The sequence below is a fragment of the Streptomyces lydicus genome, from assembly GCF_004125265.1.
In the GTDB taxonomy this organism is placed as follows: Bacteria; Actinomycetota; Actinomycetes; order Streptomycetales; family Streptomycetaceae; genus Streptomyces; species Streptomyces lydicus_C.
Window position 1 is genome coordinate 4,231,105 of the sequence record NZ_RDTE01000003.1, and the last position, 13,632, is coordinate 4,244,736.

Genomic DNA, 13,632 nt, shown 5'->3' on the forward strand with positions numbered 1-13,632 from the left:
GGCTACAGCCCCAACCGCGTAAGGGCGTTGGCCCAGGCGTCCGTGCAGTGCCGGGGCGACTCCCCCTTGGCCTGAGCAGCGGTGAACAGCCGCGCGATGTGCGTGTCCGTGAGGCAGCCGCACCGGCCATGGGCGGACAGCACGGCGAGGAACGTCCGGTAGACGGTGGTGTGGACCGCGCTGCGGGCGTCGGTGATGCGCTGCTCGGCCATGGCGACGCCACGGTCCAGGTAGGCGGGCGTGCGATGACGGCACTCCCCGCCCCCGGCGAGCGCGGGCACAGTGGCGACAGGCGGTGCAGGCCGGACCGTGGAGGGCTTCTTCACGGTCAACGCGCGCACGGCGTCGGGCACGGGCGCCGTGGTGCCAGTTCCGGGACCGAGCCACCGGGCGTAGGACATGAGCGACTTGATGTCGACGCCGGACCGCACAGCGTTCGCGGACCGCATCGCACCCCGGTAGATCCAGTGCTCACCCCGCGTCGTCGGTACCGTGCAGGTGGCGGGCAGGGCCTCACGAGCCCATGCGACGGCTGCCGCGTCGTCCAGGTCGACCACCGTCAGTCCCGCCCCACCGGGGTGGTAAGCGACGGCCGCCGCCTCACGCCACGCGGACGCCCATGCCGGCGAGGTGAGGACGCGGGGGTCAGTGGTGGCTGCGGCCCAGGCGTGGCAGACGCTGGCGCACTCGCAGGGACCGGCGTTCTTCATGTTCGGCCGGCCTCCGCACGCGTTCCCCTTGCATGCATGGCAGTTGCCGAACGGGACCTTTCCCGCCCGCAGGGGCAGCGGTGGCACGCCGGCCGCCGCGAGGTCCAGAGCGGTCCGAAGGTGGCTCTCGTCCGGATGATTTCCAGTGCGGCGGCCTCGGGCCTTGCAGTCAGGTGTCATGCTGTAGGTCTCCTGTTCTGCTACGTCGGGATACGGAGACCGAGGGCGGTGGGCTGTCCTTGTCCGGGAGTGCCGCCGCCCTCGGGTGTAGCTAGCTGTTGAAGTGGTTGCGCTTGAAGACGGCCTTGCGGATGTGGAACGTGATCCCGCTCTTGGCGTCGTTGTTCTTGAAGATCTGGACCGCGACGAACCCGCCGAAGCAGATGGCGGCAAGCGTGATGAGCTGAGTGATCAGCGCGGTCAGCGCGGTGATGAACGTGGTCAGCAGGAACAGCCCGCCGCATACCGCGCCGAGCCCGATGCCCCCGAGAGCGATGTTCACCGCCGCGCGGGACACCGGCGGCTTGGCGATGGCCGGTTCGGGCTTGGCAGGTTCGATGGCGTAGCCGGTGACGACGCGGCCGTCGGGCAGGACGATGCTCGCCACCGCCGGAACACTGCCCGGCTGCACCGGGACGGCCAGTGCCGGTGCAGCGACGGCGGGCGGGAGCGGGGTGGGCTGGTGGACCTCCACGGTCCGCTGTACGGACGCGCCGCGGGTGTGGTCGAGGTTCATGCGGAATCCCTTCCGGCACTTGGCCAGGGAGGCAACGGCACCCCCTTCGGGGTGCCGTGCGGAGGGGGGTTTCGGGGTCTGACCTGCGGTCCTCCCTGACTCCCTGAACGATCATTTGCGCAGGTCAGGGCCAGGGAGGTGGGTCAGGGAGGCGTTCAGGGAGTTCTCCCTGCTTCCCTGACCCGTCGGCGGTGCGCTCCCTGTCATCCGTCGGCGGAAGCGGAACCGTCCGTGTCGCGTTTGGCGAGAGCGCGGGCGACGCGGTCGCGGGCGACGACCATCACGCCGTCGGACTTGTACGGCTCCGCGCCGGCGCCGTCCAGGACGGCCTTGAGGTCGATGAACGACCAGCCGCCGTAGGCGTCCACGTTCCGCGTCGCGAGCCGCGCCAGCACGTCCTTGGTCCGCACGCGGGTCGCGTCGCCGACGACGGCGGCGATGTCGGCGAGCGGGTCGTGCTCTTCTTCTCGCTCGATGGCGTGCAGGGTGGTGACGCCGTCGCGCAGGGCCTTGGCCCGGTCGGTGATGGCTTCGGCGGCGGCGGCGTCGATGTAGTGCGTGCGCACCGTGATGGACGACTGTCCGGCCGGGATGGCGATGCCGTCGGAGGCGACGACCAGGGTGCCCCGGTCCAGGCCCGGACGCAGCAGGTTCGGAGCCGCACCGCCGTCAACGGCCTTGTCTCCCAAGGCCATGCGGGCTTGGGACTCGGTGCCCAGGGCGAGGGAGGCGCGTGTGTGGGCGCCTTCGCGGACCAGCTTGGGCAGGTTCTCGTTGGTGGGGTCCTGGGTGCCCTGCCACATCAGGACGTTCACGGCCCGTCCCTGGTTGTGGATCTTGCGGACGGCCATGAAGTACCGGGAGTTGGCCTTGGAGCCGCCGTAGGGGCGCTTGTCGTCGTCCTTGGCCGGGCACATGAACGCCACCTGTGCTTCGTCGACCAGCACGATCAGCGGCGGGAAGGTAGTGCCGGGCGGGGCCTGGATACGGCGGTTCATCTCGCCGACCGCGCCCTCGACCATCTCGGTCACCTGGATCACGTGCTCATCCGTCGGCCCCTGGATCAGGGTCGTGGCGAGACCGTCGAACATGGCCCAGTCGCCGATGCCCTTGAGGTCGCCCATGAGGAACTGCACCGACTTGTCGAGCGCGAGCCACAGGGCCAGGGAGCGCAGGGCGACGGTCTTGCCCTGGTTCGACAGGCCCGTGATGAGCAGGTGGCGCTGATACAGGCTCAGCGCGGCAGCATCTCCGCGCAGGTCCTGACCCCACGGGGCGCGGCCCTTGGCGTAGTCGGCGGTCATCGTGTCGTCGGTAACCAGCGGGGACGGGCCGATCGGCTCATCCAGCGCCCCGGAGTCGGCCACCCACAGCCGGACCGTGCGGGCCGCCTGCGGGATGGTGATGAACACTTCGTGTTCGTGCCGGGTCAGGTTCTCGGCGAGCTTGCGGCGCTTGCCCTGCACCTCATTGGTCGACACCCCCGAGGGAAGCGTCACGTCGACTTCCACACCGCATCCGGCGATCCGGATCGGACCGAGCATGCTCGCGCCGGCGTCGCCCATTTCCTTGATGGCTCGCGCCAGGGCGGGCACCCCGAGGTCGCGCAGGGCCTTGACCACGATGGACGGGGTGATCGGCTCCCCCTCACCGTTGCGGACGTTGGCGGGCAGTGCCCAGGCGGGGGCGGCGTGCTGCTTGCGACCGACCGACCACAGGGCCAGCAGCGCGAGGAACGGGCCGATCGCCAGCGCCGGGCCCCAGACGACCCGCACGATGCGGATCAGCAGGGCGATGAAGTCGATGGTCGCCGTGAGCGGGGTGATGACGTCGCCGATGTGGCCGGTGTTGAGGGCCATGACGACGCCGAGGCCGACCAGCACGCCGATGCTCATGCCGGCGCCGACGGCCACGCCCTTGGCGGCCTCCACGGGCGAGTGGAGGAGGTCCATGCGGCGGTGGTGGCGGGCGGCGCGAAAGCGCTGCAACCGCTCCTCCCACTCCTCGGCCGCCTCCAGGTTCCCCGCGGCTTCCGCCGCACGAATCATGCGCTCGTACCGGGAACCGGTACGCCCGTCCCACGTGCGGCGGGCCACGATCCGGCCGCCGTTGAGGGTGTAGAGGCTGTGCCGGGCCGCCGCCCGCACCGTGGCCCGGGTCGACTCGTGCGTGGCGGCGGTCTTCACTGCGCGGCCGGAGCGCACCCACAGCGGCACGGGCCGGGCCGGCGGCGCGTCGGGCACGACGGTGAGCACGGTGGGGGCGGTGTCGGGGGTCGGGGGGTCGGTGGGCTTGTGGAGGTGGACGACGTTCTCAGACATGCTGGACGTGCTCCTGACTGCCCCTCTTGGGGCGGGAGTGAGGGAGAGCCGGGGTGGCCGTGTCCGTGGAAAGAGGCGGCCACCCCGGCACCGAAAAGGGGCTGGTCAGAACCAGCCGGATGACTTCTTCTGGGCCTTGGCGCGGGCGGCCTCGGTGATGAGCCGCTGACGCTCGCCGTGCAGCGCGGTCAGCTCCGCGCTCAGCCGCATCTCGGCAGCGCTGCCGAGAGAGTCAATCTGCTCCTCGGCACGACCCGTGCTGCGGCCCCGGGCGGCCCGGTAGGAGCCGCTGGCCAGGACGCGGGCCATAGCCCGGCGCTCACGGCCATTCAGCGGCCACGACTCGCCCCGCCGGACCGCCTCCAGCTTCTTCGTCGTCGCCTGAATCTCGCGGTCCAGACGGCGCAGGTCGGAGTTACCCATGTCAGTGCTCCTCGGGGTGTGATGGGCGAAGGTGCTCGTTCCGTCTCCGCAGCTCAGGCGGCAGCGCGGGCGGGCAGGGTGGGCGCGAGGAAGCGGAGGGCGGCCACGGCCTGGTGGGGGACCACGCCATTGCCCAGCGCCTTGAGCTGTGCGGAGCGGGACAGGCCGGGGACGGCGGTGACGTGCCCGGCGGGCAGGCCCATGAGCCATTCGACGAATACGGGGCTCAGCCGTCCCACAGCGTCAACTGGCCCGGGGGCGGTCCGCTGGAGGACTTTCTCCCAGCGCGCGATCGTGTCGGCGTACTCGCCCCACTCGGCGAGTCCTTCGGGAACGCACTCAGCGCCGCCTCGGGCAGATTCGCCCTGCCCGACTGCACCCGCCGGTCCGTCGCATTCGTGCGCGACACCGCGCCCTTCGTGCCGTCCGTGGCCCGCGGGGTGGGCAGCAGGGAGACGACGTGCCGCAGGTTCATCCCGCCCTGTGCCGCGTGCCCTGCTCCGGTGTTCTCCGAGGTCGACGGGGTCGGCAGGAGCGAGCCGACGACTGTCGGGAGCTGCCCCCGCTGCCCGCCGCCCCGCCAGTCCCTCGCCGCCGGCGTCGGCAGGCCAGGCAACGACGAACAGTCGGTTGCGCTGGTGAGCCGCGCCCACGTCAGATGCGCGAAGAGTGCACCAGCGCGCATCGAACCCGAGGGCGGCAAGGTCAGCGAGGACGGCGTCGAATCCGAGAGAAAGGTGCCCTGCGACGTTTTCAAAGACCGCGTAGCGGGGTCGTAGAACGCCAAGGGCACGGGCGATGTGGGGCCAGATGTGCCGGGCATCGGCAACTCCCTTCCTCTTGCCGGCGGAGCTGAACGGCTGGCACGGATAGCCGCCGCAGACGACATCGACCGCCGCCACGCGCGAGAAGTCGGCGGCGGTGATGTCTCCCAGGTTCGGCACTCCGGGATGGCGGTGGGCCAGGATGCGGCTTGCACCGGGGTCGTTGTCCGCCACCCACGCAAGCTCGCCGCCGAACACTGCTTGGACGGCCATGTCCAGGCCGCCGTAGCCGGTGCACACGGAGCCGATACGCAGCGCCCCCATCACGCGGCCACACGCTTCCACGCGGCCCGCAGACGGACCTCGGAGGCGGAGTGGCCGGCCGTCCGGAACCGGGCGGCCATCTCCCGGTAGGACAAGGGCGGGGTCCGGCTGGTGCGGATCTCGTCCACCACCGCGTCCAGCGCGTCATCGGTGAGGGCGGGTGCCGCCTCCAGGGCGGGAGACCCGACCGGCTCGGACGGACCCCACACGGGCAGGTCCCAGCGGGGTGTGACGCCGGGCGTGACGGGGGTCGTCACGCTGGTCAGCGCCTTGCCGGTCTCCTCGCTCGCCCGCGTCGTCTCCAGCGTCGACCACGCCGCGGAGAGCGTCTTGGCGGTCTCGGCCTGGACGCGTGCGACGCGTGCCCCGGCCCCCGTCACGGCCGTCAGCCGGGTCTCCTCCGTGGCCGCTTCAGCACAGAGCCGGGCGCGCGCCACGGCCGCATCGTCCCGGGCCTCCTGCTGGATACCCCGGATCGACTCCAGTGCCCTCGGGGTGAGTGCCGTGCGCTCCCACAGCCCGTGGACCAGCCAGAGAGCCTTGGCAGCGATCGGCAGCCACGCCACGGCCAGCCACGCGCCGGCGGACTGGTCAGCGGTGACCGCGTGAGCGACCAGGACACCGGTCGCCAGCAGTCCGAAGCACCAGCCCACGGCGGTCACCGCACGGGAGTGGTCGCCCTGCACGGCGAGCCGCCGCTCGTAGGCGAGGGTGGCCAGCCAGCCGCCGTCGATCCCCAGACCGACAACCAGCGCAATCAGCCACGGCACGGCCGTACCCAGCCACATCACGACCACGGCCAGGGTGAGCACCATGGACACCGCCGTCATCGCTACGGCGGGAAGAACGGTCTTAGCCCTCATACCGCACCCCCGTTGTCGGTCCACGGGGTGTAGGTGACGGGCCTGTCTGCCGTCCACCGGCGCAGCGCCCCGGCAGCAAAGATGACGTCGTGGCCCTGCTCCAGGACGCACCCGAGAATGGCCAGCGCGTCATGAGAGCGGCGCTGCAACAGTGCGGCGTACTCGCTTTCGTCCTCGTCGGCCAGCCCCGGCAACGGGACGTCCAGCGCGTCATGAACCGCGCGAAGCAGCGCCACGGCCGCCTCAGGGAGGGAGTCGACACGTACGGTCGTGTCGCTCATGCCGCTGCCCCCGTCCCGGCCCCCTGGCCGCGAGCGGCCCGCATGAACGGCACCGTGCGGGTCAGCGCGTCGGCGTACAGGGCGTCCCAACCGGCGACCTCGTCACCGGCGTCCGCCGACTCCCGCAGGTCCCGCAGGACTTCGCGGGCCACGTCCCGGCGAGCGCGCCGCTCCTCGTCCGTCTCCCGCTTCAGCGGGCCACGGAACAAGTCGATGTCGATGCCGAGGGCCAGCTCCACGAATTCCGTCTCGTCAGTGGCCTCTTGGCCAGCGACGAAAGTGCGCATGCGCATAGTGGATCTCTCCTTGTCAGGTGCGTCGGGATGCGCGGGGCGGTCGGCTGTCCTTGTCCGGGAGTGCGACCGCACCGCGAAGAATCAGGGGTCAGACGGTGACGATGACCAGCGCGGCGATCAGCAGCCACAGGTGGTGGAAGGACTGGTCAAGCGCATACGCACCGGTGCCGATGTGCGGGTTGTCGTCGTGGCCGGCGCGCGGGGCACCGAGCCGGTAGAACTCGCCCTTGCCGGTCACCTTGGCCAGCCACGCGAGCGTGCTGCGGCGGTCGGCCCACCAGTGCGTGACGGCGTCGATGCCAAGCCCGGCGACGGTGCCGAGCACCGACAGATGCAGCCCCAGAAGCGCGGCGGCCGGGATGAGGACGGCGAGCTTGGTGAGCGTCAGGGTGGCGACGTGGCGTGCGTCCGCGAGTCGGCCGACCCAGCCGGGACGGCCCTTGTGCGAGGACTGGTGAGAGCTCTGCACCCAGTGGTCGCCGACGCTGTGGGCGACGTACAGGGCGATGAAGACGGCGGCGAAGGTGGCAGCGTGCACGGTGGTGATCTCCTGACTGCGTCGGGATAGGGAAACCAGCGCGGCGGGCTGTCCTTGTCCGGGGGTGCCGCTGCGCCGGTCATGAAGGCCGGAACCGCAAGAAGCGGCCAGCCAAGCGCCCCGGCAGGGAGTCGAACCCTGCCTACGACCATCGGGGCGGTGATGCGGTGTCTCCTTCGGGAGCGAGCTCCCGTTTCAGGCGTATGGAGAGGTGACCTTGCGGCCTAAGCCCTCCGGTTGACCAGGGATCCGGGCCCCTCGGCCCGCTCTGTCCCGGGCCCCTTGGCCCCGCCGAAGCGGAGCCCATTCCTGTGCAGGTCACGCAGTTGTGCAGGCCAAAGAAGACCCATTCGCTCCATCCAGCCTGACCAACTTGGCTAGCCCGGTGAGCGCAAGAACAACGTAGCCATCCTGGCTAGTCACGTCAATACCTGACTAGCCTGACTGTCCTGATCAAGCAGAAAGGACGTAGCATCGGGGCATGACCTTCACGCCGGAACCCCTGGACCCGGACGACGACCGGCCGCCGTATGAGCAGGTGGCGAGCAGTCTTGGCGCCGCCATTCGGACGAGGAAGCTAAGCCCCGGCGACAAGCTCCCGTCGCACAAAACCCTGACTGAGCTGTACGGGTTCGCCCGCGCCACGATCCAGCGGGCGCTCCGGGACCTGGAAGATGAGGGCCTTGTCGTATCCCGGAAGGGCAGCGGCGTGTACGTCCGCAACCGCACCGAGCGGCCGGCTGGTCTCCGCCCGTACGTGGAGCAGGCATTTGCCAGTACGAACGTCTCGATTGACTTCGCCGGGTTCTCCAGCGAGACCCTGCACAGCGCTCTTCAGGAGCCCATCGACAAGATCCGCGTCGGCCGGCTAACCCCGTCGAGCATCAACATCCGCATCCTGGTGCCGGACATGTCGGTACCCCATGCCGCGCCCGTGCGTCGCGAGGACGGGGCGGACGACCCGCGCCTTCGCCGTCGAATGCACGACATGATGGTCGGCTTCACCCGCAGCATCACCAACTCCATCCACGAACTAAGCGTTCTCGGGCTGGTGGCGGAGACCAACGTGAGCGTGCGGGTCCACAGCGGGACACAGCTCTTCAAGCTGTACGTGATCAACCAGGAAGACGCATTCTTCGGGTACTACCCCATCCGCCCCAACAAGGTGGTCGCAGAGGGGGAGGTCATCGAGATCTACGACCTCGTGGGGGCGGATGCCACGCTGTTCCACTACTCCGTGAACGAAGGCGAGTCGTCGAGCGGGGCTCAGCAGGTCGAGCAGGCCCTCATGTGGTTCGACAGCGTTTGGAACACCATCGGAAGGGATCTCGGCCCTGATGGGAAGTAGCACGCTCGCCGAGATCGCCACAGCCACCAGCGGAGTCCTGTTCGACTTCGACGGGCCGATCTGCGAGGTGTTCGCGGGGCGGCCGGCCGCCGATGTTGCGCGGGAACTCTCGAAAGTCGTGACCCGGCACGACGCGACACTTGGCGGCAAGTCGGGCAGCATCGACGACCCCATGGAGATCCTGCGCCTTGCCACGCAGGGCGGGGAGCCAGTCATCCGGGCAATCGAGGAATCACTGACCAAAGCCGAGGTGTTGGCCGTCAAGGTCGCCGGCCCGCCCGTCCCCGGTGCGGTCGCTGCTCTGGAAGCGGCGCACTCGTCCGGGCGAAAGGTCGCGGTGGTCAGTAACAATTCCACGGACTGCGTACGGGCTTTCCTGATGCTGCACGGCCTGCGTCACCTGGTGCACGAGGTCATTGGACGCGCCGTCTATCGGCCCGACCTGATGAAGCCTGACCCGCATTCGCTGTTGCTCGCCGCCGAACGGCTTCGCGTGCAGCCCCATCACTGCACACTCATCGGGGACTCGGTGACAGACGTCGAAGCTGCTCGCGCTGCTGGAGCGATGTCCGTCGGCTTCGCCAACAAGCCGCACAAGGTCCGTGCCCTGGCTACGGCAGGGGCCGATGCAGTGGTCACCGACATGGCTACGGTGGCCGCAGCTCTGGCGAACTTCGACTAATCCATACGACCCGTCACCCTGATGAGTTGTTCAATCATAAAGCCGATATCCTGCCGAATGTTTCGATAGTCGAATCGAAGGTATTGCAGCCGTGCTACACGGACCAAGGGTTCCGGCAGGCAACTTTCTTCCAGCCGCTTGACGCCAGACAGCAGTACGGGAATCACTCTACGTTCACTCTTGAACGCTTCCCCAATCTCCCGTACTACCCAGTCTTGTCGAAGTGCAGGCTCGCGAGATCCGGAGCTGAATTTCCCCAACCATCCGTCGTCCACAATCACGAGCATTACCCCACAGCCAGCCGCAGCTTCGAGGATGGACTCCGAGTAGTCCGATCCCGGCGCTATGGATCTAGCAGCACGGAAAACTTGACCCTCTCCAAAGTGATTCGATAGCAGCTCATCCAGCAGGGCTGCGGCGTAAGCTCCACCCTCCCTGCGGTAGTTGATGAATATTTGAGACGCTTCATCCTGCATTGGGCTCAAATGCTTCACGTACCCTTCCGTGAAGGTCTCATCTTCCAACCTGCGATGCCCTAGGCTAATCGACCACCGGAAACGGGCAGTTCGCCGGAGAGTCGAACTGCTCCAAGCTGAGCCCGCAGGACAACGGAGGGGGCAACCTGGTGGGTGGGCCATCTCGCGCAAAACGCCAGCAATCGGGAGAAAGCGACCTTAAGCCGCCAATTCCCTCACAGAGCACTGACGACCCAATGTCCAGTTCGGATCTATTGGACCTAACGAAATGGCACATCGATAGGTACGACCGACTACGCTCATCCACATCCGTTAGGGCATCCGTATTACTCAGCGCCAACGCCATTCTGGCGACGGGTTCACTAATCCTCGTGAACTATCATTTGCAGACCACCAAAGCATCTCACATTCTATGGATCGAGTGCTCTTTCGGCGCCCTGACCGTTTTAACACTGTCGCTTATCCTACGCAGCCTCTGGGGCTCGATCAACGCCATCGCGGCGCGCAAGACGACCCGAGCCTTGCATTCAGCCGAGATCCCTTCCAGGTTTCTATTCAACTGGGGAGACACCCTCAGGTCCGTTGATGGCCACAGCGACTTCGCCAGAAAAGTTAGCGGGATCAGCTTAGATTCGATCCTTGGCCACGCGATCGCGGAACTGTGGACAGATATTCTTCAGCACTCGCAGCGGCACCGCCACCTCAGATCGGCGATCAACACTTTTCGGTATTGCGTCATAACTCTGTTGGGCCTAGCTACATTCACGTTCTTAGTGGCAGCACTGAGGTGGTAGCCCGAGGTGTGAACTGTTCGGCTCCGCTCTGACCAGGTGAGACGAGCCGGGACAGCGGCGACAGAAGTTGTCCGGAATATTCGGTTACAGACGACTGCTGCTCGCTGCCCTGGCCTCTGTCCAGTGCACTGACGGACGCTGACGCTCACCGCTGTACGGCCGCCGGCCCGTCTGGCCTGCCTCCCGAACACCCACGAACGCCGCCGTGCGGCCATGCAGGCGGTCGGGAGGAATGCACATTCAGAAAATTGTCTCTTCGGACCCTGTTGCGTCTCCCTGCGCCTGAGGCGGCACTTGGGGACGTTCGTGCGAGGTCACGGCAGCGCTCTCTTCCTCGAACTTGAGTGACCGCTCTGCGGCGTCCAGGAGATCGGCCCAAGTGACAACGTCAATGCGGCTGATCAGGCCATTGTAAGTCCTGATAGCTTGGTCGATCATTTGCCTGTCTACTGGCCCCAACTTCAGTTTCGTGTCGGCTGGAATGCTCACGAAGTCGGGATTACCGATCACCACTGTCGCTCGGGCGCGAGACAGATCATACTCAATCCCGTTGCGCTTGTAGAAAGTTGCCATTGAGGCACCAAGCTCATCTAGGTCGAGCAAATAATTCATGGCCTGCCCCACCGCCTGATGCACTTCTTTCCCCGGAATCAAGTGAGACCGTTGACGTTCCACTAGTTTCGTGATGTACGACCCCTTAAGCTCAACAATATGGATCGATCCGTCCGTACAGAATAGCGGAATGTCGTACTCATCCATGGGAATGAGGGAGTTCCTCTCGGAGACTCCCGTGTACCTGCCGCCAAAAATCCAATAGTGACCCTGGATCTTTTTGTGCAGTTCTCGCTCGGTCGTACTCCGGTCCGCGATCATGGCCTTCAGCTCTGCAATGAGCTTGCGCCTCTGTGTGACAACGGCAGCCTCGGCCGCAGAAAGGCCGACTGGACTTTGGGCGGCGCTAGCGAGCATGTTCGTAAGGTCGTGCCACCCCGAAAGGGCAGATCCCATAACCGACCCCGTAATGCCAAGCCCCTCAAGATACCGAACGGCATTAACGGCTGCGAAATCCTCGCTCATCGGGATCGTCTGGTGAGCAGGAGCGGCGAAGAGCTTTTCGAGCTGGGTCAGCAGTTCCTGCCCGCGAGGATCAATCGACAGAACGTAGCCACCCATCGGGTGCCATTTGGAGCTTTCCTCGGTTTCCCTCTGAAGTAGAAATACCGGCTTGCCAGTCCGCTCCACGAAGCTTCGTGCTGCCCTATGGGTCGCAGCATCCTCGGTGCGCAGTTTGACCAGAGCAATGACAACGTCGGATTTCAGTGCGCCGGTCGACTGCGAGGCGCGGACGCTCAGGTTCCCCGCCTTGCTGATATAGGTGATATAGACCCTAGCTGCGGCTACGTTGACCAAGCCGCCCACGAATTTTCGCGCGCCATCGTATTTATGGGAAGATGGAGCTTCGTGGTTGGTGTCCAGAAGCCGCCAAAGCTCCGCCAGATTCTCCTCAGAAGTCATGCCTGGATCTTAGGCAGTCGAAGGTCTGTGTGGAGCAGGTTTTTACACCTCGGGCGGGGACGGGAGCTCACTCCCCGCCCGGGGTGATCAGCCCTTGCGGTCACGTCAGTGACGCGGACCTTCTGCTCGTCAGGCTCCCCAAGGCGGACGTCTCTACGAGACCGGAACCGGTCCGGCCATCCGATCGGCATGCCGCTTCAGGTCCTCGGAGAATGCTTCCTGGTAGCGCAGCCGGCTCTTGAGAAGTCGTCCATGAAAGCCCGCTGTCGCGCGGAGGCTCAGAGGGGCCGCCTCTCCGACATCGACAATGTCGAGGAGATGCTGGTAACGGCTCCGCTCTGGCCACAAGCTCAAGGGCGCACTCCAACGTTCGTTCGCATCTCCCCAAGCTGCTGTCGGCCAGCGCATGCCTTTGGGAAGGATGATCTGGCCGGTCTCGTCATACTTGCCCGGCTCGAGGAGCCGCCGCCCCAACCAGTCGGATACGCCGACGGTGACGGCGTTGCCCACCAACTTCCACCTGACCCCGGGCTTGGCCTTCTGGAGAGCAGCCTCGGTCCAGCCCCGGGGGAAGCCCTGAAGCGCTTCGGCGTCTTCGATCCGTGGCGTCAAAATGGCTCGTCCAGCCTCGGCTCCTGGGATCCACATGGCTGGGGACGACGGGATTCCCAGCCCGGAGCCGCCCTTAAGAGTGGGTAGGGCGTCCTGTGCCCACCCGAGGCCCGTGTTGCCCTCTGTCCAGTAGAAGCCGAAGGCGTCTTCCCGGTACTCACTCTCGGGGCGTTCCCCGGCATCGTCTGAGAACAGTACGGCGCGGGGGTCTTCGGTGCGCGAGGCGACGAAGATGACTCGGTGGCGGCGCTGGGGCACGCCGGTGAAACGCGAGTCGACTAGCCGGTATGCCCAGGTGTAACCGAGCCGCTCGAACTCGCTGACCAGGTACTCCATGGCAGTACCGCGATCCAATGCCAGCATGTTTCGAACGTTCTCGATGACCACCCACCGCGGGGAAGCGTCATCGAGGAGCTTGATGAGGTGCTTGACCATCCCGGACGCTTCACCATGGATGCCGGCCGTGCGGCCCGCCTGTGACAAATCGGTGCACGGGAAGCCAGCCGTGACCACGTCCACATCCGGCAGGGATGCCAGGGTCTGGATGTCGTCATGAAGTGGAACACCCGGGAAGCGGTGGGCGAGGACTGCCTGCGCAGGCTCCCACCACTCGCAGAGCAGCTTGGTCTGCATACCCGCCGCCTGCAGCCCGAGCTCAACACCGCCGATGCCGGCGAACAGCCCTGCAACAGTCAGCGGTCGAGCGGCAGCGTCGGGATACGGCATGGTGACAATGATCCCACGTCCTTTCTAGCTCAAGACACAGTTTCTCCTGCGCCTGGGTTGAGAGGTGATTTGGGTGCAGAGCCCTGAGTCAGTGACCCAGGGTCACGCAGGATGCGAGCCGGGTGATGGTCGCCAGGAGCGGGGTCCGGACATCAGCCGGTGACACCGACAGCGACGTACTCCGGACTGAGCCGTCACTAGCTGATTGCGCGCGGGTGACGCA

General features: G+C 66.6%; 14 protein-coding genes. 2 read left to right on the top strand and 12 right to left on the bottom strand.

Annotated features, from left to right (window positions below; genetic code table 11):
• Positions 1-2: 2 nt before the first annotated feature.
• The 9 genes from D9V36_RS20870 to D9V36_RS20910 all read right to left on the bottom strand — a co-directional run bounded on the left by D9V36_RS20870 (position 3) and on the right by D9V36_RS20910 (position 7,256).
• Positions 3-890: a bifunctional DNA primase/polymerase gene (locus tag D9V36_RS20870; protein WP_129295118.1), complete on the bottom strand. Its 888-nt coding sequence runs from the start codon at positions 888-890 to the stop codon at positions 3-5.
• Positions 891-981: 91 nt separating this feature from the next.
• The gene (locus D9V36_RS20875; RefSeq protein ID WP_129295119.1) at positions 982-1,446 is read right to left on the bottom strand and encodes a hypothetical protein; all 465 of its coding nucleotides are present in this window, start codon (positions 1,444-1,446) and stop codon (positions 982-984) included.
• Between the two features lie 203 nt (positions 1,447-1,649).
• Positions 1,650-3,767 (bottom strand): FtsK/SpoIIIE domain-containing protein, encoded by a 2,118-nt coding sequence (locus D9V36_RS20880; protein WP_129295120.1) that lies wholly within the window; start codon positions 3,765-3,767, stop codon positions 1,650-1,652.
• A gap of 105 nt (positions 3,768-3,872) precedes the next feature.
• On the bottom strand, positions 3,873-4,190 hold the full coding sequence (locus D9V36_RS20885; protein ID WP_129295121.1) for a hypothetical protein: 318 nt from the start codon (positions 4,188-4,190) through the stop codon (positions 3,873-3,875).
• Positions 4,191-4,243: 53 nt separating this feature from the next.
• The gene (locus D9V36_RS20890) at positions 4,244-5,278 is read right to left on the bottom strand and encodes a DNA cytosine methyltransferase (RefSeq protein ID WP_129298572.1); all 1,035 of its coding nucleotides are present in this window, start codon (positions 5,276-5,278) and stop codon (positions 4,244-4,246) included.
• The gene (locus tag D9V36_RS20895; protein WP_129295122.1) at positions 5,278-6,141 is read right to left on the bottom strand and encodes a protein spdB; all 864 of its coding nucleotides are present in this window, start codon (positions 6,139-6,141) and stop codon (positions 5,278-5,280) included. Before D9V36_RS20895 ends, D9V36_RS20890 begins: the two co-directional genes overlap by 1 nt.
• Positions 6,138-6,422, bottom strand: a complete 285-nt coding sequence (locus D9V36_RS20900; protein WP_129295123.1) for a hypothetical protein — start codon at positions 6,420-6,422, stop codon at positions 6,138-6,140. Before D9V36_RS20900 ends, D9V36_RS20895 begins: the two co-directional genes overlap by 4 nt.
• Entirely contained in the window at positions 6,419-6,709 is a 291-nt protein-coding gene (locus D9V36_RS20905; protein ID WP_164993188.1) for a hypothetical protein, read from the bottom strand. Before D9V36_RS20905 ends, D9V36_RS20900 begins: the two co-directional genes overlap by 4 nt.
• 97 nt (positions 6,710-6,806) lie before the next feature.
• Positions 6,807-7,256 carry a DUF3307 domain-containing protein gene (locus D9V36_RS20910; RefSeq protein WP_129295125.1) on the bottom strand — a complete coding sequence of 150 codons (450 nt, stop codon included), beginning with the start codon at positions 7,254-7,256 and terminating at the stop codon, positions 6,807-6,809.
• Positions 7,257-7,737: 481 nt separating this feature from the next.
• On the opposite strand from D9V36_RS20910, the gene D9V36_RS20915 reads away from it, so the two are divergent.
• Both D9V36_RS20915 and D9V36_RS20920 read left to right on the top strand, forming a co-directional pair.
• Positions 7,738-8,604 (top strand): GntR family transcriptional regulator, encoded by an 867-nt coding sequence (locus D9V36_RS20915; RefSeq protein ID WP_129295126.1) that lies wholly within the window; start codon positions 7,738-7,740, stop codon positions 8,602-8,604.
• Positions 8,594-9,286, top strand: coding sequence for an HAD family hydrolase (locus D9V36_RS20920; RefSeq protein ID WP_129295127.1), 693 nt, complete (start codon positions 8,594-8,596; stop codon positions 9,284-9,286). The genes D9V36_RS20915 and D9V36_RS20920 overlap by 11 nt, the downstream gene beginning before the upstream one ends.
• Here the strand turns inward: D9V36_RS20920 and D9V36_RS20925 are convergent.
• From D9V36_RS20925 to D9V36_RS20935, 3 genes are all read right to left on the bottom strand, one after another.
• A complete protein-coding gene (locus D9V36_RS20925; protein ID WP_164992995.1) occupies positions 9,283-9,780 on the bottom strand; it encodes a toll/interleukin-1 receptor domain-containing protein in 498 nt (165 codons plus the stop codon). The genes D9V36_RS20920 and D9V36_RS20925 overlap by 4 nt on opposite strands.
• Before the next feature lie 1,016 nt (positions 9,781-10,796).
• Positions 10,797-12,071, bottom strand: a complete 1,275-nt coding sequence (locus D9V36_RS20930) for a Shedu anti-phage system protein SduA domain-containing protein (protein WP_129295129.1) — start codon at positions 12,069-12,071, stop codon at positions 10,797-10,799.
• A gap of 153 nt (positions 12,072-12,224) precedes the next feature.
• Complete coding sequence (locus D9V36_RS20935) at positions 12,225-13,409, bottom strand: DNA cytosine methyltransferase (protein ID WP_129295130.1); 1,185 nt, start codon at positions 13,407-13,409, stop codon at positions 12,225-12,227.
• Between the last annotated feature and the right edge of the window lie 223 nt (positions 13,410-13,632).